This is a genomic window from Pseudomonas uvaldensis, assembly GCF_021271205.1.
Taxonomy (GTDB): Bacteria; Pseudomonadota; Gammaproteobacteria; order Pseudomonadales; family Pseudomonadaceae; genus Aquipseudomonas; species Aquipseudomonas uvaldensis.
Genome location: NZ_JAIWKS010000003.1, coordinates 279,095 through 299,946, shown reverse-complemented (window position 1 = coordinate 299,946; position 20,852 = coordinate 279,095). Strand labels below are relative to the sequence as shown.

Sequence of the window (20,852 nt, the reverse complement as noted above, 5' to 3'; positions counted from 1 at the left end):
CTCTCCTCAGGCATTCAACCAAAGCGGGTCACGTTGCAGCACCGGCAGGATGGCACGCGGATGGTCCAGGCTGGGCAGTGCGGCCAACAGGCCACGGGTATAGGGATGAGAGGCTTGGTCCAGGTCAGCGGCGGCGATCGACTCGACCACGCGACCGGCATACATCACCAGCACACGGTCGCAGAAGTGCCGCACCAGGTTCAGGTCGTGACTGATGAAGATCAGCCCCAGGTCTCGCTCGCTGACCAACTCTTCCAACACGTTGAGCACCTGCCGGCGCACCGATACGTCCAGCGCCGAAGTGGGTTCGTCGGCGATGATCACCTGGGGATCGGTGATCACCATCATCGCGATCATGATCCGTTGGCCCATGCCGCCGGAGACCTCGTGCGGGTACAAGTCATAGACCCGCTGCGGGTCACGGATGTGGACCTTGCCGAGCATGTCCAGGGCCCGTTCGCGGGCTTCTCGATGCGGCACCTTGTGATGAGCAAGGTACGCCTCGGCAATCTGTTCGCCGACCCGCACCACCGGGTTCAGCGAGTATTTGGGGTCCTGCATGATCATCGACATGCGTGCGCCACGGATCGCCTGGATCTGCTTCTCACTGGCCGCCAGCAAGTCGATGTCGGCAAAGCGCAGGGTCCTGGCGGTGATGCGCGCCGTGGGTGGATGCAGGCGTAGCAGGCTGCGACCGACGGTGGATTTTCCAGAGCCGGACTCGCCGACGATGGCGAGTTTTTCCCGGCCCAGGGTGAACGATACGTCACGGACCGCCAGGGTCGTTTTGCCAGCGTTGCGGAACTCGACGCAAAGGTCTTGTACTGCCAGTTTTATTTCGGTCATGGGCTGTTCCTCAGGATTGGCTGCGCGGATCGAGGACGTCACGCAAGCCGTCGCCCAGCAGGTTGAAGGCCAGACTGACCAGCATGATCGCCATACCTGGCGCAGCTACCAGCCACCAGCTTTCGAGCATGTAGCGCCGCCCGGTGGAAATCATCGCGCCCCACTCCGGCAACGGTGCCTGGGCGCCGAGGCCGAGAAAGCCCAGGGCGGCAGCGGTGAGGATGATGCTCGCCATGTTCATAGTCAGGCGGATGATCACCGACGAGAGGCACATCGGAATGATGTGGCGCAGGATGATGCGGGTACTCGACGCGCCCTGGAGCTGAACCGCTACGACGAAGTCGGCGTTGCGCAGCGGCAATGTCTCGGCGCGTGCCAGACGGGCAATCGGCGGCCAGGCCGTCAGTGCGATGGCGATCACCGCATGCTCCAGGCCTGGACCGAGGGCCGCGATGAACGCCAGCGCCAGGACCAGACTGGGGAACGAGATGAAGATGTCGGTGATGCGCATGAACAAGTTGTCGACCCAGCCGCCGAAGTAGCCGGATACCGTCCCGACCAGCAGGCCGATGGGGCCGACGATCACCGTCACCAACAACACGATGTACAGGGTGATGCGCGAGCCGTACACCAGCCGGGCGAAGACATCCCGACCGTACTCGTCCGTGCCGAACCAGTGCACGCTGCCGGGTGCCTGCAAGGCACCGGCAAGGTTCTGCAGCAGCGGGTCGTGACCGGCAATCCACGGGGCAATGGCGGCCACCAGGATCAAGGTCGAAACCACGATCAGGCCGACGAAGGTCATCGGGTTGCGCAGCAAGAATCGCAGCAGGCGCAGGGTGCTGGCGGTCAGCGCCGCGGCGCTTGAGGCGGGCAGCGCGGCACTGCCGGCCGCGCTGGAAGCAAGGGGCAGGTTCATTAGCGAGTCCTCGGGTCGAAGATCTTGTACAGCGCATCGCTGATCAGGTTCAGCGTCACGAAGATGAGGCCGATCAACAGCACGCAGGCCATCACCGCGTTCATGTCACCGAGCAGCAGGCTGCCGGTCAGGTATTGGCCGAAACCCGGCCAGGCAAACACGGTTTCGATCAGGACCGCCCCTTCCAGCAGGCCACCGTAGGCTAGCGCGACAATGGTCAGCAGTTGCACGCGGATGTTGCCAAAGGCGTGTCCCCAGACAATCCGCCGTTGGGACAGCCCCTTGACCCGGGCGGTGATGATGTATTCCTGAGACAACTGCTCGAGCATGAAACTGCGAGTCATGCGGCTGATGTAGGCCACCGAGTTGAAGCTCAGGATCACCGCCGGCAGCAGGATGTGCCGCAACGCGCTGCGAAAGGCTTCCCACTCGCCGGACCAGGCGGTGTCGATCAACAGCAGACCGGTGTGCCGGGGGATCAGTCCGTCATAGGCCAGGCCGATCCGCCCAACGCCACCGGCCCAACCCAGCCAGGCGTAGAACACCAGGAAGGCCATCATGCCGATCCAGAAAATCGGCGTGGAATAACCAAACAGTGTGATCAGGCGCGCGACGTGGTCACCGGCACGGCCCTTATGAGTCGCGGCGTAGACACCCAATGGCAAGCCCGCCAGCACGCCGAACAGAATCGCGAGGGTCGCCAGTTCCAAAGTGGCCGGGAACACCCGGGCGATGTCGGTGATCACCGGGTTGCCGGTCAACAAGGCCATGCCGAAATCGCCCTGGAGCAGGTCGCCCAGGTAGATCGCGAACTGGTTCCACAACGGTTTGTCCAGGCCCAGTTCTTTGTGCACCTGGGCGTAGGCTGAGGCATCGGCGTCGGGGCCGACGATGGCCAGAACCGGGTCCAGGGGCATCACCCTGCCGATGAAAAAGGTCAGTAGCAGCAACCCCAGCAGCGTGACCGCCACCGAGCCGCCGCGCCGGGTCGCTGACGCGGCCCGGGTGGTCCAGATTGAAAAGAATGCAGTCGACATATTCATTCCTGCCTTGGCCGCATGGCCGTCGATTTCAGCGCTGCTTGTAGACGTCCCGAAGACGCGTGGTGGCGGCGGTGTGGCCGATGTAGTTGCGCACGTCCGCATGGGTCACCACTTCATCCACCATCTGCGAGACCGGCATGATGGCTCCAGCCTGTTGGTCGTAGCGGTTCTGGATCTGCCCGTAGAGTTCACGCTGGCGCTCGGGATCGCGCTCGCGTTCGGCCTGCTCGATCAACTGATTGAGCTGCGGGTCGAAGAATGAAGTGCGCCAGCCCTGGAAGTTGCTCAGCTTGGCCTCGGTGCGGTTGTCCGGGTTGTATACCAGGGCGCGCAGGCTGGAATGGGGATGGCGCTCCGCCCCGCCACCGCCGCGGCCGACGAGGATGTCGAACTGACGGTCGCGCATCGCCCCGTAGATCTGGTTGCCGGTGCCGGTGATGATCGTCGCCTGGATACCGGCCTGGGCCAGCGTCGCTTGCAGGCTGGTGGCGATGTTGATGAAGGGCGGATCGGTGAGCGAGCGAATGCTGATCTTGAAGCCGTCCCCATGACCGGCCGCCGCCAGCAGGCGCTTGGCCTCGGCCACGTCCAGGCGATAGCCCGGATCCGGCAGGCGTGCCGCCAGCCCCAGCTGCAACGGCCGTTGATTGAGCACGCCGTAATGCGGCATCACCACTTCATTGATGCCCTGGTAATCGATCAACAGGCGGATGGCCTGGCGCACGCGGATGTCCTGGAACAGCGGCTGCTGCATGCTCATCGCCACATAGTACAGGGTGCCCCGAGCGATGCTCTGGATGCGCACCTCGTCGACCTTGCCCAGGGCCTTGATGTCGGTGGCCGCCATGCCACGGGCCACGTCCAGGTCACCGCGCTCGACCATCAGGCGCAACGCCTGGGACTCAGTCATGTTGCGCATGATCACTCGGCGCAATTTCGCCGCGCCGCGCCAGTAGTCGTCATTACGACTCATCAGGATCACGTCGTTGGCGCGCCAGATGTCGAGCTTGAACGCGCCGGAGCCGGCCGCGTGCGTCGCCAGCCATGCCGCGCCTTGGTCATCGGCGACCTGATGTTGCAAAGCGACCGAGCGATCGATGATGAAGGCGCTGGGAGAGGTCGCCAAGGTGTTGAGCACCAGCATCGGGTCAGTGACGCGTGGTAACTCCATGACAAAGGTGTGCGGCCCCTCGGCGCGCATCAGTTTGACGACATTGTCAGCGGTGAAGCCGTAGGCTTTCCAGGTGGACGCCAGGGCGCGGTTGAGGGTGACCACGCGCTGCAATGACCAGGCGACGTCCTGGGCGGTGAGCGGCGCACCGGAGTGGAAACGCACGTCATCGCGCAACTGGAAAGTCAGCCGCAGGCGGTCGGGGCTGATCTCCCAGGTTTTCGCCAGGGCCGGAATCAGCATATCCGGCTGCGCCGCGTCCTGCTCCAGGAGCATGTCATAGACGTTGGCGTTGACTTCGGCGACCTCCAGCCCCGTCGCGGCGGCCGGGTCCAGGGACAGCAAATTGATCATGCTCATGCCCACCACCAATTGGTCGGGGGGCGTTTCGCCTTGAGCCAGGCTGACGGGCGCCTGCATTGCGCACAGGGCCACGGTGACACACAGCAGCCGGGTCAGGCGCTTGGGCCAGAGATTCATGGTTCAGTCCTTTCTTATATTTATAAAGACTTGTCGTTCGGGCCGTTATCGGCCCCGGACGGGGCACACGATCAATGTCGGGACACGGTGTTCGCCTCGATGTACGCGAAGTTGATGTCCTCGCCCAAGCCGGGGCGATCCGAGAGGTGCACAAAGCCGTCGGCGTCCATGGGGTCGACGAGGCTGTTGAGGTGCGCCGGCACTTCGTCGTAGTCGAGGAACGGGTGCAGCAGGCCACGCTCGTACCAGCGGCAGTTGCTGATCGCGCCGACCACCGCCAGGTTCGCCGCGCCATTGCCGTGTACTTCGCAGTCCATGCCGAATGACTCGGCCAGGTGCGCCACCTTCAGGCACGGCCCGATGCCACCGACCCCGGCCACGCCGGCACGCAGGATGTCACAGGATTTCTGCGTCACCCAACTGGCGCGACTGTGGAATTTTCCGGCGATGCTTTCCGGGCCCAGCACCGGGATGTCCAGGTTGGCGGCCAGCCAGGCATAGGACTCCGCCGAGTCTTCCATCATCGGTTCTTCGAACCAGGCGAAATTCAGTTCCTGAAGGGCCTTGCCAATGGTCAGCGCGTCCATGCGGCTGTACCAGTGGTAACCGTCGAGCATCAGCGCGATATCCGGCCCCACCGCCTCACGCACCGCGGCGCAGGCCTGGATATCCATTTGCGGGTTCGGCGCGAAGGATATCGGCGGCATCCAGGTGTGCAGCTTGATGGCCTTGTAGCCGCGCTGGACCAGTTTCTCGGCGAACTGACCGTATTCATCCGGTGTGGACAACCCGCCCGGCAAATCGTCGCCGCACATGGTCGAACCGTAGGCCGGAACCTTGTCACGGTAGCCGCCGATCAGCTTGTGCACCGGCAACTTGAGCTTGCGCCCGGCCAGATCCCACAGGGCTTGCTCCACCAACGCCAGCGCCCGATCGGTGAACTGCCCGGCACTGCCACGCTGCCAGTGCGCCAGGTCCTGCCAGATGCTCTCCCGGTCCATCGGATCGCGGCCGACCAGAACCTTGCGCACGAAGGATTCGATGATGTGCGGACGAATCAATTCAGGCGGGCCGAAGGCATACCCCTCGCTGCCATCGTCACATCCGATGCGCAGCAAGGCCATCTTGATCATGACCTCCTCGCCGGGGTGGGCATGACCGGCGCTGTCCTGGGCACGGCGCGAAGGGGTGGAAAAGATGTCGACGTGAACGCCTGTGATTCTCATAGGGAGGGAGCACCGTGTCTTGTTATTTATTTGTATGTCGTCATACAACATGACGGATTATTCTGACGTTGGTGGCGCGGTGTCAACCGTAAATTCTCTATTTATGGTGAATAACCAAGAGAGCGCTCACATAGCGATGTGGCGACTCACAAAAAGTCGTCATACTACCAAGCGTCACAGAGGAGAGATTTGGGATAGGAAATATGTGATCGGAGGTGGCCATATGTCCGCAGCCACCAGGGGGAAATCTGTGAGCAAGGCCTGCCCGCGATGACCTCGGTACATCCGACATCACCTGTTCAGGCACACCGCTATCGCGAGCAGGCTCGCTCCCACAAGGGATTGAGGGTGGCTACGCCTCTCGCAGCCACACTACAGCACTGCTTAATCCAGCACTTGCTCCGCCACCTGATCGATGGCGCCTTTGGTGATGTCGACGATCAGGTCGGCGTCTTCACGGGTGAGGATCAGCGGCGGGGCGAAGCCCAGGATGTCGCCGTGAGGCATGGCGCGGGCGATCATGCCCTGCTCCAGGCAGGCAGCCGAGACCTTGGGGCCGACTTTCAACGCAGGATCGAAAGCCGTGCGCTGTTCGCGGTCCGCCATGAATTCCACCGCCGCCAGCATACCGTCCCCGCGCACCTCGCCCACCAGCGGATGGCCTTCGAGGGTTTCGCGCAAACGGCGGTTCAAGTAGCCGCCGACCTCTTCGGCATTGGCCGTCAGGTTTTCCCGCTCAAGAATGTCGAGGTTGGCCAAGGCCGCCGCTGCGCAGATCGGGTGCCCGGAATAGGTCCAGCCATGGCCCATGAGGGGCATGAAAAACGGGGGCCATGTTTCCATGGCCCCCGTTTCATTTGCCGTCAGCAATCATGGGTATTGCTGGCCTGGAATCGCCTTGAGGTTGACCTCGACACGACGGTTCTGCGCACGGCCGTTGACGTCGGCATTGCTGGCAACCGGGTTGTCCGGGCCGGCGCCACGCGCACTCAGGTTCGCACTGCTCACGCCTTGGGAGGTGAGGTAGGTCGCCACGCTTTGCGCACGACGCTGGGACAGGTCCATGTTGTGCTGGCGGCTACCGGTACTGTCGGTGTAGCCCACGATTTCGATCTGGTTCTGGTTGAACTCCTTGAGGGAGTTGGCCAGGTTGTTCAGCGGCTGATAGAAGCTGGGCGCGATGTTGGCCGAGTCGGTGGCGAAGGTGATGTTGCCCGGCATGATCAGTTTGATCTGGTCACCCTGGCGCTGCACTTCCACGCCCGTGTTGGCCATACTGGCTCGCAGTTTCTTTTCCTGCTGGTCGGCGTAGTACCCGTAACCGGCAGCGGAAGCGCCCACGACCGCGGCGCCGATCAATGCACCTTTGCCACGGTTATTGTGATCGATGGCCGCACCGGCCAACGCGCCCGCCAGGGCCCCCAGACCGCCGTACTTGGCAGTTCTGCTCATCCCTGAAGAATCGGTAGAAGCCTGACCCTGGTTATCATAAGGGTTAGGCGACGCGCAGCCGGACAACAGGGCCACAGCGGTAGCGACAACAATCAAGCGACGCGGGGTGAACATGGGGAAAAGCTCCTGGTTTTTCGGTCTGATGTGCCAGGGCACGGGCAATCGACTCTGGCTGGCGTTGGAACGCGGCAAAGGTTGAAAATTCCGTGCAATGGCGAAGGTTTACCAAGAACTTACAAATCGAAACGCCCCCCCTTCAAGCCTTGATCACGCGACGACGATGGCAATCGCCCGCCTCGAGTTTCCTTCCATCAAGCGAACGAACCTCGAGCAACGCCACCGGCTCGTCCCGCTCATTGTCCAGCAGCACCGAGTGCGTTTCCCCGGCCTTGAACAAATGTCGCTCACCCCACTGGCGCAGGGAAACCACGATGGGGAATACCTCGCGCCCCTTTTGCGTCAGTACATATTCCTTGTAGGCGCTGCCATCGGAGGCAGGCCTCGTCTCCAGCACCCCCACCTCCACCAGCGCCTTGAGGCGCGACGCGAGGATGTTCTTCGCAAGCCCGAGGTTCTTCTGGAATTCACTGAACCTGCGCACGTCGTCGAATGCGTCGCGAACGATCAGCAGCGACCAGCGATCCCCAATGACCTCCACCGCCCTGGCCACCGGGCATTCATGGCTGCCTGACCCTGTCTGCTGCGTCATCTGAATCACTCTCGCCGGAAAACTGGTTGCAGATTAAAACCCAAACAGTTAGAAATCAAATTAGTGGTTTCAAATCAAAACCTGAATCTGCCAAGGAAGCACCATGACTTCACATGATTCCACCCTCCCCCAGTCGGACCGGACAACCGCTCCCGGGCTCACCCGGGGGATGACGCTGCTGTTCTCCCTGGCCTGCGGCCTGGCCGTGGCGAATGTCTACTTCGTCCAACCGTTGCTCGACTCCATTACCCAGGACCTGCGGATCGCCCCTGGCTTGGCCGGCACCGTGGTGACCGCTACCCAGGCCGGCTACGCCGTGGGCCTGGTGTTCATCGTTGCCTTGGGAGACCGGGTCAATCGCAAGCACCTGATGGTCTGCCAGACGCTGCTATCGGCCGTGGCACTCGCTGTCGCCGGGTGCGCCAGGCAATGGCCGGTGCTGTTGGGGGCGATGGTCATGGTGGGGATGCTGGCGGTGCTGGTGCAGGTCATTGTCGCCTCTGTCGCCGCCCTTGCCTCGCCGCAACAGCGCGGCCGTGCCGTGGGGTCGGTCACCAGCGGCGTGGTGGTGGGCATTCTGCTGGCCCGTTTGGTGTCGGGGGGGATTGCCGACCTGGCGGGATGGCGCATGGCGTATTTCGTTTCGGCGGGACTGATGCTGATCCTGTGCGTCGTGCTCGCCAGGACGGTCCCGGCGATCAGCACACCCAGGCCCGACATGTCCTATGCGAGGTTGATCGGCTCGTTGTTCGCACTGTTCGTCACGGAGCGCACCCTGCGGACCCGGGGCCTGCTTGCCTTGTTGATCTTCGCCGCATTCAGTGTGTTATGGACCGCGATGGTGTTGCCTCTCAGCGCTGCGCCGCTGTCATTGTCCCATACCCAGATCGGCCTGTTCGGCCTGGCCGGCGTGGCCGGTGCCCTGGCCGCCTCGAAAGCCGGACGCTGGGCCGACCGGGGACTGAGCCGACGCACCACGGGCATTGCCCTGGCCTTGCTGACGCTGTCGTGGCTGCCCACGGCCTTACTCCAGGTATCATGGCTGGCATTGATTGCCGGGGTGATCATGCTGGATTTCGCCGTTCAGGCCGTGCACGTGACCAACCAGAGCCTCATCTTCGCCGCCCGCCCCGATGCGCAGAGTCGCCTGGTGGGCGCGTACATGTGCTTCTACTCCCTCGGCAGCGCAGTGGGCGCCAGCGCCGCGACCCAGGTCTATGCCCAGTGGGGCTGGGGCGCGGTCTGCCTGTTGGGCGCGCTGATCAGTGCGACGGCCCTCGCCTGGTGGGCCTGGACCGACCTCATGCCTGCGCGAGCACCCGGCTCACGCCCCTGACGATCATTTCCACTTCCCGCTCGTCGACCGTCAACGGCGGCAGCAGGCGGATGACCTTGCCACGGGTGACGTTGATCAGCAGGCCATGGTCCTGCGCTGCGCGCAACGCCAGGTCGCGGACCGGCTGCTTGAGTTCGATGCCGATCATCAGGCCCTGGCCGCGAATCGCCAGCACGTTCGGGTTATCCGCCAGTTCCGCCCGCAGCCGGCTCAGTAACCGTTCGCCCTGGCACCTGGCGTTATCCACGAGGCCTTGCTCTTCGATGATGTCCAGTACCGTGCAGCCAACCCGACAGGCCAGCGGATTACCGCCGAACGTACTGCCATGGCTGCCGGGCGTAAACAACTCGGCCGCCTTGCCCCGGGCCATGCAGGCACCGATGGGCACGCCATTGCCCAGGCCTTTGGCGAGGGTCATGACATCCGGCACGATGCCCTCATGCTGGAACGCGAACCACTGGCCGGTACGGCCGATGCCGGTCTGGATTTCATCGAGCATCAGCAACCAGGCCCGGCGGCTGCACAACTGCCGCAAGGCCTTGAGATAGCCCGGCGGTGCGAGTTGCACACCGCTTTCGCCCTGGATCGGCTCCACCAGCACCGCGACGATGCGTTCGCCGTGGACTTGCTGGATGGTTTCCAAAGCCTGGAGATCACCGAACGGTACCTTGATGAAATCTCCCGGCAACCGATTAAAACCCAGCCGCACCGCCGGACCGTCACTGGCAGACAAGGTGCCCAGGGTGCGCCCGTGAAACGCATTCTCCATGACCACCACCAGCGGCTGCTCGATGCCTTTGTGCCAGCCATACAGACGTGCCAGCTTCAACGCTGTTTCGTTGGCCTCGGCGCCCGAGTTGTTGAAAAACACCCGTTCCAGCTCGCAGAGCTGCGTGAGTTTATGCGCCAGCCGTTGCTGCCAGTCGATGCTGTACAGGTTGGACGTGTGCAGTAACAGGCCGGCCTGTTCGCTGATCGCGGCGACCAGTCTGGGATGGGAATGGCCCACGTTGGTCACCGCCACGCCGGCCACCGCGTCGAGGTATTCACGACCGTTCTGATCCCACAGACGCGTCCCCAGCCCGTGGGTGAAATTCAGTGCCAGGGGTTGATACGTGGTCATCAGGCAGGCGGCAGTCATGACGTCAGGCTCCATCGGGTGGTTTTTTCCAGTATCGTTAGCCACCTGAATTGGATAAACAGCACTTTACTTCAATCATTTAAAAGCCAGGCTTGATAATGGATCTGTTCCAGGCAATGGGCGTTTACGTCAAAGTGGTGGAAACCGGTAGCCTGACGGCAGCAGCCCAGGCGTGTGAAATGTCCACCACCATGGTAGGCAATCACCTTCGCGCATTGGAGCAACGCCTGGGCGTGCGGCTGCTCAATCGTACGACCCGTCGTCAGCGCCTGACGGAATTCGGCTCGACCTACTATCAACGCTGCCTCGAAGTACTGGGGCTGGTGGCCGACTCCGAACGCCTGGCGGAGCAGACCCAAGGCGAACCCACTGGCACCTTGCGCATCACCGCACCGCTGACCTTCGGCACCGAGCGTCTCGCGCCGGCATTGGCCGAATTCAGTCAACGTTATCCACAGGTCAAGCTCGACGTGGTACTGACCAACCAACGCCTGGACCTGCTCGACCATGGCTTCGACGCAGCCATCCGCCTCGGCCTGCCCGACCCGAAACTGATCGCCCGTCCGTTGGTGGACTACACCTTGACCATCTGCGCCTCCAGGGCTTACCTGGCCCGGCGAGGCACACCGGAACAACCGGCCGACCTGCAACATCACGATTGCCTGTCGTTCGCCTATTCCGCCGGAGACGAATGGCGATTCGCCCAGGACCATTGGCCCATCAACGGCCCCGAGGGTGAAATCAAGATACCGGTGAACGGGCCGATGCTGATCAACAGTTCCTCGGGCCTGCATCGCGCCGCCCTGGCCGGCATGGGCGTGGTGATGCTGCCTGATGCATTGGTGGAACAAGACCTCAAGGAGGGGAATCTGGTGGCGCTGTTACAGGGTTACCAACTGCCCCACCGGCCGATGAACCTTATCTATGCCCAAGATCGCTATCGGTTGCCGAAGCTGCGCAGTTTCGTGGAATTTACGTTGGAGCAATGGGGGAAAATTTCCTGACGAAACGCCGATGTAGCCTGCAGAGGCTACTTTGAGCAAAGTAGCCTCTGCAGGCTACATCGGAAAAGTTTGCAGCTTTGAGGCACGTGCAGCGGTCGTAAGGGTAACGCTTGCAACCGGGCCATCGAACTTGTCGACTTCACTCCCCTCTCCCTCAGCTTTTTACCTGGGCTGCGCTGGCTGGTCACTGCCCCGAGAGCAGTGGCCAGCTTTCCCCAACGAAGGCACGCACCTGCAGCGCTACAGCGCCCGCTTCCCGGCCGTGGAGATCAACAGTTCGTTCTACCGTCCGCACCGCCCCGCCACCTATGCAAAGTGGGCCGACAGCGTTCCTCCGGGTTTTCGGTTTTCGGTCAAGGTGCCCAAGCAAATCACTCACGAACGGCGGTTGCGCGATTGCGAGGGGCTGGTGGATGAATTTCTCGGACAGTGTTCGCAGTTGGGTGAAAAACTGGGCTGCCTGTTGATTCAGTTACCGCCGTCGCTGGCCTTCGAGGCCACCGCGGAGGGGGCATTTTTCAAAGCCTTGCGCGATCGTTATCAAGGCCATGCCGTGCTTGAGCCCCGGCATCCGAGCTGGCTTGCAGAGCACGTCACGGCACTGCTGCAAGACGAGCACATCAGTCGCGTCGCCGCCGACCCATCGCCCTTACCCGGCTGCGGTCAACCTGCGGGATGGCGTGGCGTTCGTTACTACCGACTGCACGGCTCACCGCGAATTTATCATTCGTCCTATGAAGACATCTGGTTGGGACAGCTTGCCGGCCAATTGAACAGCGAGCCCGATACGCCGACCTGGTGCATTTTCGACAACACGGCCAGCGGTGCCGCGATACCCGATGCGCTGCGATTGGAGACGCTGATGGGCAGCTCAATACTGGCCCCGACAATAAAAGACGACCTGCCGCCGGTTCAACCGTGACAATGCCGCCCGCCTCCAATAGATTAGGCGACCGAAAAAAAGCGCCATACCTTTCTCGCCTCATCCCGCTAACAGAAGTAGTGAAATTTCAATGTCCGATTCCAACACCGCTGAATCCGTAGTCACCCTGTCGTCCAAAGCGGAATACGAAAACTCCATCAATCTTTCACAGCATCTGCCCCAGGCCAAAAGCATCAGTGAGATGGTGCTCGACGCCTTCCAGTCAAACCGCGAAAGCGATCAGATCCGCGAACTGCGCAGCGCCATCCGTCAGGCTCACGATGCGTTCGACGATGACAAAGCCTACGAGCTCATGGGCCAGCTCAAACAACTCAAGGATGCCGAAGCCGCCGATTTCGCGGCCCTGGAAGACCTGAGCAGCCGCTTCCCCATCAGCCGCATCCTGTCGAGCTACAAGGACGATCCGGCGTTTCAGGAACTGGTTTATGGCCTGGCTCTGAAAGTACTGAACCAGACACACCAGGCCATCAGCAATCCGAGCGGCAGCAAGGGCAAAGCCTCGCGCGCCAAGAAAGAAGCGGAAGTATTTGTCATCAGCAAAGACGGCATCAGCGTCACCCTGCCCCTGCGCACACCACGCTCCAAGCCGAACGTCGACCGCGAAGCCTTCGAATTCCTGGGTTTCAATTTCGTGGGCGAAGGCGACGACGCCGAGCTGGAAAGCGAAACCTTCCTGGACAACGAAGGCACCGAACACCAGGCGACCCGAAAAAGCATCGTCACCGCCCTGCAACAGCAAAAGGCATTCGACGGCTACAGCATCGCCCAGCAGTAAAGCGCCCCCCGCTTTCCTGTGGGAGCGGGTTTGCTCGCTCCCACAACAGCCCAGAAAAATGTCCAAGAAAAAGCCCCGCCCTTCTCACGAAGGCGGGGCTTTTTGTGCAGTGTCTGAAGCTTAAGGCGCGTAAGTCAGCAGCAGCTCACTCGGCACTTTGAAGTCCAGCGACATCATGACGCTCAAGGCAGTGATGGTGAAGATCGAGAACACGAACAGCTTGCGTGCCCAGACCGTGTCATCCACCGCCTTGTAGCCGGTCCAGGCCATGTACAGCCAGTACATGCCCATGGCAGCGGCGACAGCGAGATAGCTCATGCCAGCGTAGCCGCTGAAGGTCAGCATCAGGGTCGCCACCAGGAAGGCCAGGATGTAGAGCAAGATGTGCTTCTTGGCCACGCGAATGCCGCGCTTGACCGGCAGCACCGGAATCGACGCTGCCAGGTAGTCATTGAAGCGGAAGATCGCGATGGCGTAGGAATGCGGCATCTGCCACAGGCTGAACATCACCAGCAGCGTCAGCGCGGCCATGTCGAAGCTGTTGCTGACCGCCACATAGCCAATCACGGGGGGCATCGCCCCCGACAGGCTGCCCACCAGCGTGCCGTGAACCGACTTGCGCTTGAGGTACAGGCTGTAAAGGCCAACGTAGATGACGAACCCGATGACCGCAAACAGCGCCGCCAACGGGTTCGCCACCCGATACAACAACGCCACGCCCGCGACTCCCAGCACTGTGGCGAACGCCAGGGCCAGTTGCACCGGGATCAGCCCCTGGACCAGCGCACGGTTTTTAGTGCGCTCCATCTTGATGTCGATGTCGCGGTCGATGCAGTTGTTGAACACGCAACCGGACGCTACCACCAGGGACGTGCCGATCATCGCCGCCAGGAAGATGGCCAGATCGACATGCCCTTTCGAGGCCAGGAAAAACCCGCCTGCCACAGAAAGCACGTTACCGAAAATGATCCCCGGCTTGGTGATTTGGATAAAGTGCTTTAAGGACATCCGGACTTTCCTCAGTGCGCCATCATGTTGGTGTGGATGCTGAACATGATCCACAACGACAGGCCGACCAGCAGGACGATCACCAGCGCAGCGAAGACAAACGCAATCACGTTGTTACGCTGTGCGGCGGAGCGATCCAGGTGCAGGAAGTACACCAGGTGCACCAGGACCTGGACCACGGCGAAGATCAGGATGATCCACAGGGTCAGGCTCTTGGGCAGCGACGGGTACATCACCAGGCCAAACGGAATGACAGTCAGGATCACCGACAGGATGAAACCGATGGCGTAGGACTTGACGCTGCCGTGGCCGGCGTCGTGGCCATCATGGGAATGAGCGTTAGCCATTTACAGGGTCCCCATCAGATAAACAACGGTGAATACGCAGATCCACACCACATCCAGGAAGTGCCAGAACAGGCTCAGGCAGCTCAGACGAGTCTTGTTGGTGGCGGTCAGGCCATTTTTATGGACCTGGTACATCATGATCGCCATCCAGATCAGGCCGCTGGTCACGTGCAGACCGTGGGTACCGACCAGGGTGAAGAACCCGGACAGGAAACCGCTGCGGCTAGGGCCGTAGCCTTCGGCGATCAGGATATGGAACTCGTTGATCTCCATGGCGATAAAGCCGGCACCCAGCAGGAAGGTCATGGCCAACCAGCCCAGTACCTGGGTTTTCTTGCCCTTGAACAACGCCAGCATGGCGAAGCCGTAGGTGATCGAGCTGAACAGCAGCAGCGCGGTTTCGCCCAGTACGTACGGCAGTTCGAAGATGTCGTGGCCCGACGGGCCACCGGCGACGTTGTTAACCAGCACCGCGTATACCGCGAAGATCGACGCAAACAGAATGCAGTCGGTCATCAGGTAGAGCCAGAAACCGAATACGGTCATCTCGCCCGAGTCGTGGTGATGGTCATCGTGCCCATGGTCATGACCATGGGCGTGTCCAACATTGGTCACTAAGTTCGACATGGTTTAAGCCTGTTCCAACGAGGTTTCAACACGGGTGGCGGTGGCTGGGACTTTCCCGGCCGCGACCAGACGTTTGTGCTGCTCGGCTTCGATGCGTTCGATGACATCCACCGGCACCATGTAGCCCTGATCGTCACGGGCGGCATGAATGGCGAAATACACCACGGTGCCGACCAGGCTGGCGATGGCCAACCACCAGATGTGCCAGATCATCGCGAAACCGAACACGGTCAACAGGCCGCCCATGACCACACCAGTAGCGGTGTTGTTAGGCATGTGAATCGGCGAGTACTTGGCCGGAGTTTGGTACGCAGTACCGTTTTCCTTGGCTTCGGTGAACGGGTCGATGACGTCCGCTTTCGGCAGCACGGCAAAGTTGTAGAACGGCGGTGGCGAAGAGGTCGACCATTCCAGGGTATGGGCATTCCACGGGTCGCCGTGTTCGCACCGGTTCTCTGCCTTGTTGCGGTCACGCACGCTGACGTACAGCTGGATCAGCTGGCAGGCGATACCGACCGCGATCAACACCGCACCGAACATGGCGACGTACAGGTACGGCACCCACTCAGGGTTGGTGGTGGTGTTCAGGCGACGGGTCATGCCCATGAAGCCCAGTGCATAGAGCGGCATGAACGCGACGAAGAAGCCAGTGATCCAGAACCAGAACGCGCCCTTGCCCCAGCCTTCGTGCAGCTTGAAGCCGAACGCTTTCGGGAAATAGAAGGCGAAGCCGGCGATGTAGCCGAACACCGCGCCGCCGATGATCACGTTGTGGAAGTGCGCAATCACGAACAGGCTGTTGTGCAGGACGAAGTCAGCACCTGGGATGGCCAGCAGTACGCCGGTCATGCCGCCGATGGCGAAGGTCACCATGAAGCCCAGGGTCCACATCACATGGCTGGTGAAACGCAGCCGGCCCTGATAAATGGTGAACAGCCAGTTGAACAGCTTCACCCCGGTCGGAATCGAGATCAGCATGGTCGCCAGGCCGAAGAAGGCGTTGACGCTGGCGCCCGAACCCATGGTGAAGAAGTGGTGCAGCCAGACCATGAAGCCCAACACCGAGATCGCGCCCGAAGCGTAGATCATCGAGTGGTGGCCGAACAGTTTCTTGCCGGAGAAGGTCGAGATGACTTCGGAGAAGATACCGAACGCCGGCAAGATCAGGATGTACACCTCGGGGTGACCCCAGGCCCAGAACAGGTTCACGTACATCATCGGATTTCCACCCAGTTCATTGGTGAAAATGTGGAAATCCATGTAGCGGTCAAGCGTCAGCAGTGCCAGGGTAGCAGTCAGGATCGGGAAGGAAGCGACGATCAGGACGTTGGCCCAGGTGCAGGTCCAGGTGAAGATCGGCATGTCCATCAGTTTCATGCCAGGGGTACGCATTTTCAGCACGGTGGCTAGGAAGTTGACCCCGGTTAGCGTTGTTCCCAATCCGGATAGCTGTAGCGCCCAGATGTAGTAGTCCACACCGACGCCTGGACTGTACTGCAGCCCCGACAACGGCGGATAGGCGACCCAACCGGTCTTGGCGAACTCGCCGACACCCAGGGAAACGTTGATCAGCACCACGCCGGACACCAGCAGCCAGAAGCTGAGGGAGTTCAGGAATGGGTAGGCCACGTCGCGCGCACCGATTTGCAGCGGCACTGCCAGGTTCATCAGACCGGTGAAGAATGGCATCGCCATGAAGATGATCATGATCACACCGTGGGCGGTGAAGATCTGGTCATAGTGTTCAGGCGGCAGGTAGCCAGGCGAACCCTCGGTGGCCATGGCCAACTGGGTACGCATCATGATGGCATCGGCAAAGCCGCGCAGCAGCATGACCATGGCGACGATGATGTACATCACGCCGATTTTCTTGTGGTCGACGGACGTCAGCCACTCGGTCCACAGGTAGGTCCACTTCTTGAAATAAGTGATCCCGGCGACCAGCGCCAGACCACCGAGCGCGATGATGGCGAGGGTCACCATGACAATCGGCTCGTGGAACGGGATCGCTTCCCAACTTAATTTACCAAACATCGTTTACTCCTCTGCCCCGGCAGCTGAATGCGAGCTCATGTCCATCCCTTCCATGTTGTGCGCCACTTCCTTCTCTTTCTTCTCGTGGTGCATTGGCTTGCCCGGGTTCATCCCTTCATATTTGTCGATGATGGTCTGGAACAGGTTCGGCGTAACCGACGAGTAGAGTTCGACTGGGTTGTTCTGGCTCGGTTTGGAAAGGGCTTCGTATTCAGCTTTTTCAAGCTGCTTAGGTGCCTTCTTCACTTCGTTGACCCAGGCGTCGAATTCTTCCTGAGTCGTGGCGACTGCCTTGAACTTCATGCCGGTGAAACCCGCGCCGCTGTAGTTGGCGGAGATACCTTCAAGTTCGGTGTTCTGGTTGGCGATCAGGTGCAGCTTGGTCTGCATGCCCGCCATTGCGTAGATCTGGCCACCCAGGCCCGGGATGAAGAACGAGTTCATCACAGTGTCGGAGGTGACTTTGAAGTTGATCGGCGTGTGGGCCGGGAACACGATCTTGTTGACGGTGGCGATGCCTTGTTCCGGGTAGATGAACAGCCACTTCCAGTCCATCGACACCACCTCGATGGTGACCGGCTTGACGTCGGAATCCAGCGGACGATATGGGTCCAGGGCGTGGGTCGACTTGTAGGTGACATAACCCAGGGCAATGATGATCAGCACCGGGATGGTCCATACGGCCACCTCGATCTTGGTCGAGTGCGACCACTTCGGCGTGTACACGGCCTGGGTGTTGGACGCGCGGTATTTCCAGGCGAACAGGAACGTCATGACGATGACCGGCACAACGACCAGCAACATCAGCAGCGTGGCGGTGATGATCAGGTTTCGTTCATCCAGGCCGACCTGGCCCTTGGGATCGAGCAAGGTCATGTTGCAGCCTCCCAGCAGCAACGTGCCGAGCAGCGGCAACAAGCCTAGTAATCGGGGGTACCTGTTTTTACTCATCTCACGACCTCTAAAGCAGCTTGCGCAATGCAGTTGGGTTTTGATCGCCAACACTTCACCCTGCCAAGGGTTGGCATTTTCTTGGATTTGAATAAGGGCTGTCCGTCGAGCGTCAGACGCTGTTCGACACATCCTGGGCCAGCAGTGAGTTCTTATTCGAATTCGTCGGTAAAAGGCCTTGTTACAGCCCAATTCCATTTGGTGCGGGTAGTTGGAAGGCACCGACACCTGGGATCGCATGGGGCGGGACGCCCTTCGACCACCTCTCGCGCTCAAGCCTGAGCCGGGTCGGATATTCGGTGCGGGCGATTGTAGTGAGCTGGAGCGCTGTAGACCATGTCTCATCCCGAAATAATTTTTATCCGAACCGGCAACAATCTATGGCGGATTCTGCAACAGACGCCCATGTTATCGAAAACAGTTCTCAACAAGAACCCCAAAAAACGTAGGTCTACTAAGCCCGATTTAGACAGGCCACAAGGGATTCACAGACTTTTCAGGCCACGCAAGCGCCCAGTTTTCGGGGGCTTTGCCCCATGGCGCGATATTGTTAAAAATGCCTGCCCTGCGCGGGAAGGCGGTGGCGAAAGCGGGGCACTCGAGGCCTTTTTTTGTTACAGGACAACGCGACTATTGGCGTCGTGGAAGACGTGTCATCGGCAGGATGTGTGACAACGTGTCGCAGATTGTCGCAGAGCATTCTTGTCCGGGATCAAGGCCATCGCCTTGGACGACTGAAACGAAAAACGCCCCGGCTCTTCGGAAGAAAAACCGGGGCGTTTCCGTCAGGCATTCAGCGAAGCGATTTGCGGTTGCGCGACACCAACAGCGGCACCAGCACCACGATCAGCACGAAGGCCACCAGGGCCCATTGCGCCAGGGACAAGCCTAGGATCGGCGGATAGGGCGTGGAGCAGAAACCGTCGACCTGGAAACCCAGCGGGAAGATCTTGGCCAGCGGCAGGTCGTCGACGATCGGCTGCAGCACATCGACTCCGCAGCTCACCGCCGGAAAGAACTGGGTATAGACGTGATGCCCCGCCACTCCCGCACCGGCCAGGGCACAAAGCACCACGATGCCTTCAAGGATTGTCAGGCTGCGACGGGTGCGCATGGCCGCGCCGATAAAGGCGAAGATCGCGATCAGCAACAACGCATAGCGCTGCAGGATGCACAGCGGGCACGGCGCTTCACCGAGGGCCACCTGCATGTACAACGCGCCACCGATCAGCGCCAGGCAGATCACTCCCAACAGCACCAGGTAGCGCCGTTCACGGCCCAACCGGATCATTTCCTCACTCATTGCGTTTCCCTTATGTAGGCATGGATCGACGCACAGCCCAGAGACACTCGGCGCGCTGGCGGATGGCCGAAGTCTACACGCTGACCATGACAGTGAACGAGCGGCTGGCGTCAACTTTGAGAGGGAATAAACAGGAGGTGGGTTAAGTGCGGATTAATCGCTAGCAGGCTCGCTCCCACATAGGTTCCGAGTGAACGCCAAATCTGTGTTCACAGCAGATCAAATGTGGGAGCGAGCCTGCTCGCGATAGCGGCGACCCGGTTTCCCGGGTCAGCCGCCTGCTTTCATTCCAGCGCAGCCGCCGGCCCGAAGAACTCGTAGCGGCTCTGCTCATCTGGCACGCCGAGGTTCTTGAGGTGGCGCTTTATCGCCGCCATGAAGCCCTTCGGCCCGAGGAAGTAGGCGTCCACATCACGCTGCTCCGGCAGCCATTTGGCCAGTTGCTCCTGGCTCAATAACCCCACCTTGTCGGCCGGGCTGGAACCGTCGTCTTCGTCGTAGCAATAGAAGCGCTTGAGCTGCGGGTGCCGCTTGGCCAGGTCGTCGATCCAGTCACGGAAGGCATGCACCCGGCCGTTGCGTGCGCAGTGGATGAAATGCACCGGTCGCTCGGTTTGCAGTGCCGCCTGCAACATCGCCAGGGTCGGGGTGATGCCGACGCCGCCGCTGATCAGCACCAGGGGCTTGTCGCTGTCAGTCAGGTAGAAATCTCCGGACGGCGGGAACAGCTGGATGCTGTCGCCGATGTGGAAATCGTCATGCAAGTGGTTCGACACCCGCCCACCCGCTTCGCGCTTGACACTGATCCGGTACTGACCATTGTCCGCCAAGGCCGACAGGGAATAGTTGCGCCGTACTTCCTCACCTTCCAGCAGCAGTTTCATGCCGATGTACTGGCCGGGCTCTGCTACGAGGATCGGCCCTTTATCCGCCGGTTCGAAGTAGAACGAGGTGATCTCCAAGCTTTCCTGCACCTTGGCGGTCAGGATGAACTCGCGCTCGCCACGCCAGCCGCCCGGTGCCGCGGCTTTCTGGTCGTACATGCCGGCTTCGGCACCGATCAGGATATCGGCCAGCTGGTTATAGGCCGCGCCCCACGCTGCAATCACCTCGGGGGTAGCGATTTCCTCGCCCAGCACCTCGGCAATGGCTCGCAACAGACAGGCACCGACGATCGGGTAATGTTCTGGCAGGATCTGCAAGGCCACGTGCTTGTTGACGATTTTCGCCACCAAGTCGCCCAACTGGTCGAGCTGGTCGATGTGTCGCGCATACATCAATACGCCATTGGCCAAGGCGCGGGGCTGGTCGCCGCTGGCCTGGTGAGCCTGGTTGAATAGCGGACGCACCTGGGGATATTCGGACAGCATCATGCGGTAGAAATGGGTAATGAGCGCTTCACCACCGCTTTCCAGTAATGGAACGGTGGAACGAATGATGGCGCGTTCTTCTTGGCTGAGCATAAGGTGACTCCATGCAAGGACTTGATAACAACTGCCTTGTCCTATCAGATTTCATGCCATGATTAATTTCATTA

The 20,852-nt window shown here is 60.8% G+C and carries 19 protein-coding genes and 1 pseudogene; 4 read left to right on the top strand and 16 right to left on the bottom strand.

The features are described from left to right. Window positions 1-6 precede the first annotated feature (6 nt). The 8 genes and pseudogenes from LCU97_RS07800 to LCU97_RS07765 form a co-directional block, all read right to left on the bottom strand. Window positions 7-846: an ABC transporter ATP-binding protein gene (locus LCU97_RS07800; RefSeq protein ID WP_232776055.1), complete on the bottom strand. Its 840-nt coding sequence runs from the start codon at window positions 844-846 to the stop codon at window positions 7-9. 10 nt (window positions 847-856) lie between these two features. Beyond that, window positions 857-1,765 carry an ABC transporter permease gene (locus LCU97_RS07795; RefSeq protein WP_232776054.1) on the bottom strand — a complete coding sequence of 303 codons (909 nt, stop codon included), beginning with the start codon at window positions 1,763-1,765 and terminating at the stop codon, window positions 857-859. Further along, window positions 1,765-2,802: an ABC transporter permease gene (locus tag LCU97_RS07790; RefSeq protein WP_232776053.1), complete on the bottom strand. Its 1,038-nt coding sequence runs from the start codon at window positions 2,800-2,802 to the stop codon at window positions 1,765-1,767. The genes LCU97_RS07795 and LCU97_RS07790 overlap by 1 nt, the downstream gene beginning before the upstream one ends. A 34-nt stretch (window positions 2,803-2,836) precedes the next feature. Next, the gene (locus LCU97_RS07785) at window positions 2,837-4,459 is read right to left on the bottom strand and encodes an ABC transporter substrate-binding protein (RefSeq protein WP_232776052.1); all 1,623 of its coding nucleotides are present in this window, start codon (window positions 4,457-4,459) and stop codon (window positions 2,837-2,839) included. Window positions 4,460-4,530: 71 nt separating this feature from the next. Further along, a complete protein-coding gene (locus LCU97_RS07780; protein WP_232776051.1) occupies window positions 4,531-5,685 on the bottom strand; it encodes a mandelate racemase family protein in 1,155 nt (384 codons plus the stop codon). Window positions 5,686-6,069: 384 nt separating this feature from the next. Next, a pseudogene (locus LCU97_RS07775) lies at window positions 6,070-6,495 on the bottom strand (aminotransferase class III-fold pyridoxal phosphate-dependent enzyme); the annotation flags it as partial. A gap of 60 nt (window positions 6,496-6,555) precedes the next feature. After that, window positions 6,556-7,251 (bottom strand): OmpA family protein, encoded by a 696-nt coding sequence (locus LCU97_RS07770; protein ID WP_232776050.1) that lies wholly within the window; start codon window positions 7,249-7,251, stop codon window positions 6,556-6,558. A 142-nt stretch (window positions 7,252-7,393) separates the two neighbouring features. After that, window positions 7,394-7,846, bottom strand: coding sequence for a winged helix-turn-helix transcriptional regulator (locus tag LCU97_RS07765; protein ID WP_053152438.1), 453 nt, complete (start codon window positions 7,844-7,846; stop codon window positions 7,394-7,396). A gap of 103 nt (window positions 7,847-7,949) precedes the next feature. Between LCU97_RS07765 and LCU97_RS07760 the strand changes: the two genes are divergently transcribed. Continuing rightward, window positions 7,950-9,182: an MFS transporter gene (locus tag LCU97_RS07760; protein ID WP_232776049.1), complete on the top strand. Its 1,233-nt coding sequence runs from the start codon at window positions 7,950-7,952 to the stop codon at window positions 9,180-9,182. On the opposite strand, the gene LCU97_RS07755 is transcribed toward LCU97_RS07760, so the two are convergent. Then, entirely contained in the window at window positions 9,148-10,323 is a 1,176-nt protein-coding gene (locus LCU97_RS07755; RefSeq protein ID WP_232776048.1) for an aspartate aminotransferase family protein, read from the bottom strand. The two genes, LCU97_RS07760 and LCU97_RS07755, sit on opposite strands and share 35 nt — an antisense overlap. A gap of 98 nt (window positions 10,324-10,421) precedes the next feature. Here LCU97_RS07755 and LCU97_RS07750 point away from each other — a divergent pair, with 98 nt between their 5' ends. The 3 genes from LCU97_RS07750 to LCU97_RS07740 all read left to right on the top strand — a co-directional run bounded on the left by LCU97_RS07750 (window position 10,422) and on the right by LCU97_RS07740 (window position 13,045). Then, entirely contained in the window at window positions 10,422-11,327 is a 906-nt protein-coding gene (locus tag LCU97_RS07750) for a LysR family transcriptional regulator (protein ID WP_232776047.1), read from the top strand. Window positions 11,328-11,457: 130 nt separating this feature from the next. Then, window positions 11,458-12,249, top strand: coding sequence for a DUF72 domain-containing protein (locus LCU97_RS07745; RefSeq protein WP_232776046.1), 792 nt, complete (start codon window positions 11,458-11,460; stop codon window positions 12,247-12,249). Window positions 12,250-12,340: 91 nt separating this feature from the next. After that, window positions 12,341-13,045 (top strand): hypothetical protein, encoded by a 705-nt coding sequence (locus LCU97_RS07740; RefSeq protein ID WP_053152427.1) that lies wholly within the window; start codon window positions 12,341-12,343, stop codon window positions 13,043-13,045. Window positions 13,046-13,165: 120 nt separating this feature from the next. On the opposite strand, the gene cyoE is transcribed toward LCU97_RS07740, so the two are convergent. From cyoE to hmpA, 7 genes are all read right to left on the bottom strand, one after another. After that, window positions 13,166-14,053 carry a heme o synthase gene (gene cyoE, locus LCU97_RS07735; RefSeq protein WP_025211928.1) on the bottom strand — a complete coding sequence of 296 codons (888 nt, stop codon included), beginning with the start codon at window positions 14,051-14,053 and terminating at the stop codon, window positions 13,166-13,168. Between the two features lie 11 nt (window positions 14,054-14,064). Next, complete coding sequence (cyoD, locus tag LCU97_RS07730; RefSeq protein WP_039591596.1) at window positions 14,065-14,400, bottom strand: cytochrome o ubiquinol oxidase subunit IV; 336 nt, start codon at window positions 14,398-14,400, stop codon at window positions 14,065-14,067. After that, on the bottom strand, window positions 14,401-15,027 hold the full coding sequence (locus LCU97_RS07725; protein ID WP_047228598.1) for a cytochrome o ubiquinol oxidase subunit III: 627 nt from the start codon (window positions 15,025-15,027) through the stop codon (window positions 14,401-14,403). Between the two features lie 3 nt (window positions 15,028-15,030). Continuing rightward, on the bottom strand, window positions 15,031-17,061 hold the full coding sequence (gene cyoB / locus LCU97_RS07720) for a cytochrome o ubiquinol oxidase subunit I (RefSeq protein ID WP_053152424.1): 2,031 nt from the start codon (window positions 17,059-17,061) through the stop codon (window positions 15,031-15,033). Between the two features lie 3 nt (window positions 17,062-17,064). After that, on the bottom strand, window positions 17,065-18,012 hold the full coding sequence (gene cyoA / locus LCU97_RS07715; RefSeq protein ID WP_053152422.1) for a ubiquinol oxidase subunit II: 948 nt from the start codon (window positions 18,010-18,012) through the stop codon (window positions 17,065-17,067). Between the two features lie 793 nt (window positions 18,013-18,805). Beyond that, complete coding sequence (locus LCU97_RS07710; protein ID WP_053152420.1) at window positions 18,806-19,315, bottom strand: disulfide bond formation protein B; 510 nt, start codon at window positions 19,313-19,315, stop codon at window positions 18,806-18,808. A gap of 284 nt (window positions 19,316-19,599) precedes the next feature. Beyond that, window positions 19,600-20,778 carry an NO-inducible flavohemoprotein gene (hmpA, locus tag LCU97_RS07705; protein WP_232776045.1) on the bottom strand — a complete coding sequence of 393 codons (1,179 nt, stop codon included), beginning with the start codon at window positions 20,776-20,778 and terminating at the stop codon, window positions 19,600-19,602. Window positions 20,779-20,852: the final 74 nt, after the last annotated feature.

What these genes read in the sequence shown, in the direction of transcription:
- LCU97_RS07800 (WP_232776055.1), bottom strand. Translation starts at nt 846, where the DNA reads ATGACCGAAATAAAACTGGCAGTACAAGACCTTTGCGTCGAGTTCCGC.
- LCU97_RS07795 (WP_232776054.1), bottom strand. Translation starts at nt 1,765, where the DNA reads ATGAACCTGCCCCTTGCTTCCAGCGCGGCCGGCAGTGCCGCGCTGCCC.
- LCU97_RS07790 (WP_232776053.1), bottom strand. Translation starts at nt 2,802, where the DNA reads ATGTCGACTGCATTCTTTTCAATCTGGACCACCCGGGCCGCGTCAGCG.
- LCU97_RS07785 (WP_232776052.1), bottom strand. Translation starts at nt 4,459, where the DNA reads ATGAATCTCTGGCCCAAGCGCCTGACCCGGCTGCTGTGTGTCACCGTG.
- LCU97_RS07780 (WP_232776051.1), bottom strand. Translation starts at nt 5,685, where the DNA reads ATGAGAATCACAGGCGTTCACGTCGACATCTTTTCCACCCCTTCGCGC.
- LCU97_RS07770 (WP_232776050.1), bottom strand. Translation starts at nt 7,251, where the DNA reads ATGTTCACCCCGCGTCGCTTGATTGTTGTCGCTACCGCTGTGGCCCTG.
- LCU97_RS07765 (WP_053152438.1), bottom strand. Translation starts at nt 7,846, where the DNA reads ATGACGCAGCAGACAGGGTCAGGCAGCCATGAATGCCCGGTGGCCAGG.
- LCU97_RS07760 (WP_232776049.1), top strand. Translation starts at nt 7,950, where the DNA reads ATGACTTCACATGATTCCACCCTCCCCCAGTCGGACCGGACAACCGCT.
- LCU97_RS07755 (WP_232776048.1), bottom strand. Translation starts at nt 10,323, where the DNA reads ATGACTGCCGCCTGCCTGATGACCACGTATCAACCCCTGGCACTGAAT.
- LCU97_RS07750 (WP_232776047.1), top strand. Translation starts at nt 10,422, where the DNA reads ATGGATCTGTTCCAGGCAATGGGCGTTTACGTCAAAGTGGTGGAAACC.
- LCU97_RS07740 (WP_053152427.1), top strand. Translation starts at nt 12,341, where the DNA reads ATGTCCGATTCCAACACCGCTGAATCCGTAGTCACCCTGTCGTCCAAA.
- cyoE (WP_025211928.1), bottom strand. Translation starts at nt 14,053, where the DNA reads ATGTCCTTAAAGCACTTTATCCAAATCACCAAGCCGGGGATCATTTTC.
- cyoD (WP_039591596.1), bottom strand. Translation starts at nt 14,400, where the DNA reads ATGGCTAACGCTCATTCCCATGATGGCCACGACGCCGGCCACGGCAGC.
- LCU97_RS07725 (WP_047228598.1), bottom strand. Translation starts at nt 15,027, where the DNA reads ATGTCGAACTTAGTGACCAATGTTGGACACGCCCATGGTCATGACCAT.
- cyoB (WP_053152424.1), bottom strand. Translation starts at nt 17,061, where the DNA reads ATGTTTGGTAAATTAAGTTGGGAAGCGATCCCGTTCCACGAGCCGATT.
- cyoA (WP_053152422.1), bottom strand. Translation starts at nt 18,012, where the DNA reads ATGAGTAAAAACAGGTACCCCCGATTACTAGGCTTGTTGCCGCTGCTC.
- LCU97_RS07710 (WP_053152420.1), bottom strand. Translation starts at nt 19,315, where the DNA reads ATGAGTGAGGAAATGATCCGGTTGGGCCGTGAACGGCGCTACCTGGTG.
- hmpA (WP_232776045.1), bottom strand. Translation starts at nt 20,778, where the DNA reads ATGCTCAGCCAAGAAGAACGCGCCATCATTCGTTCCACCGTTCCATTA.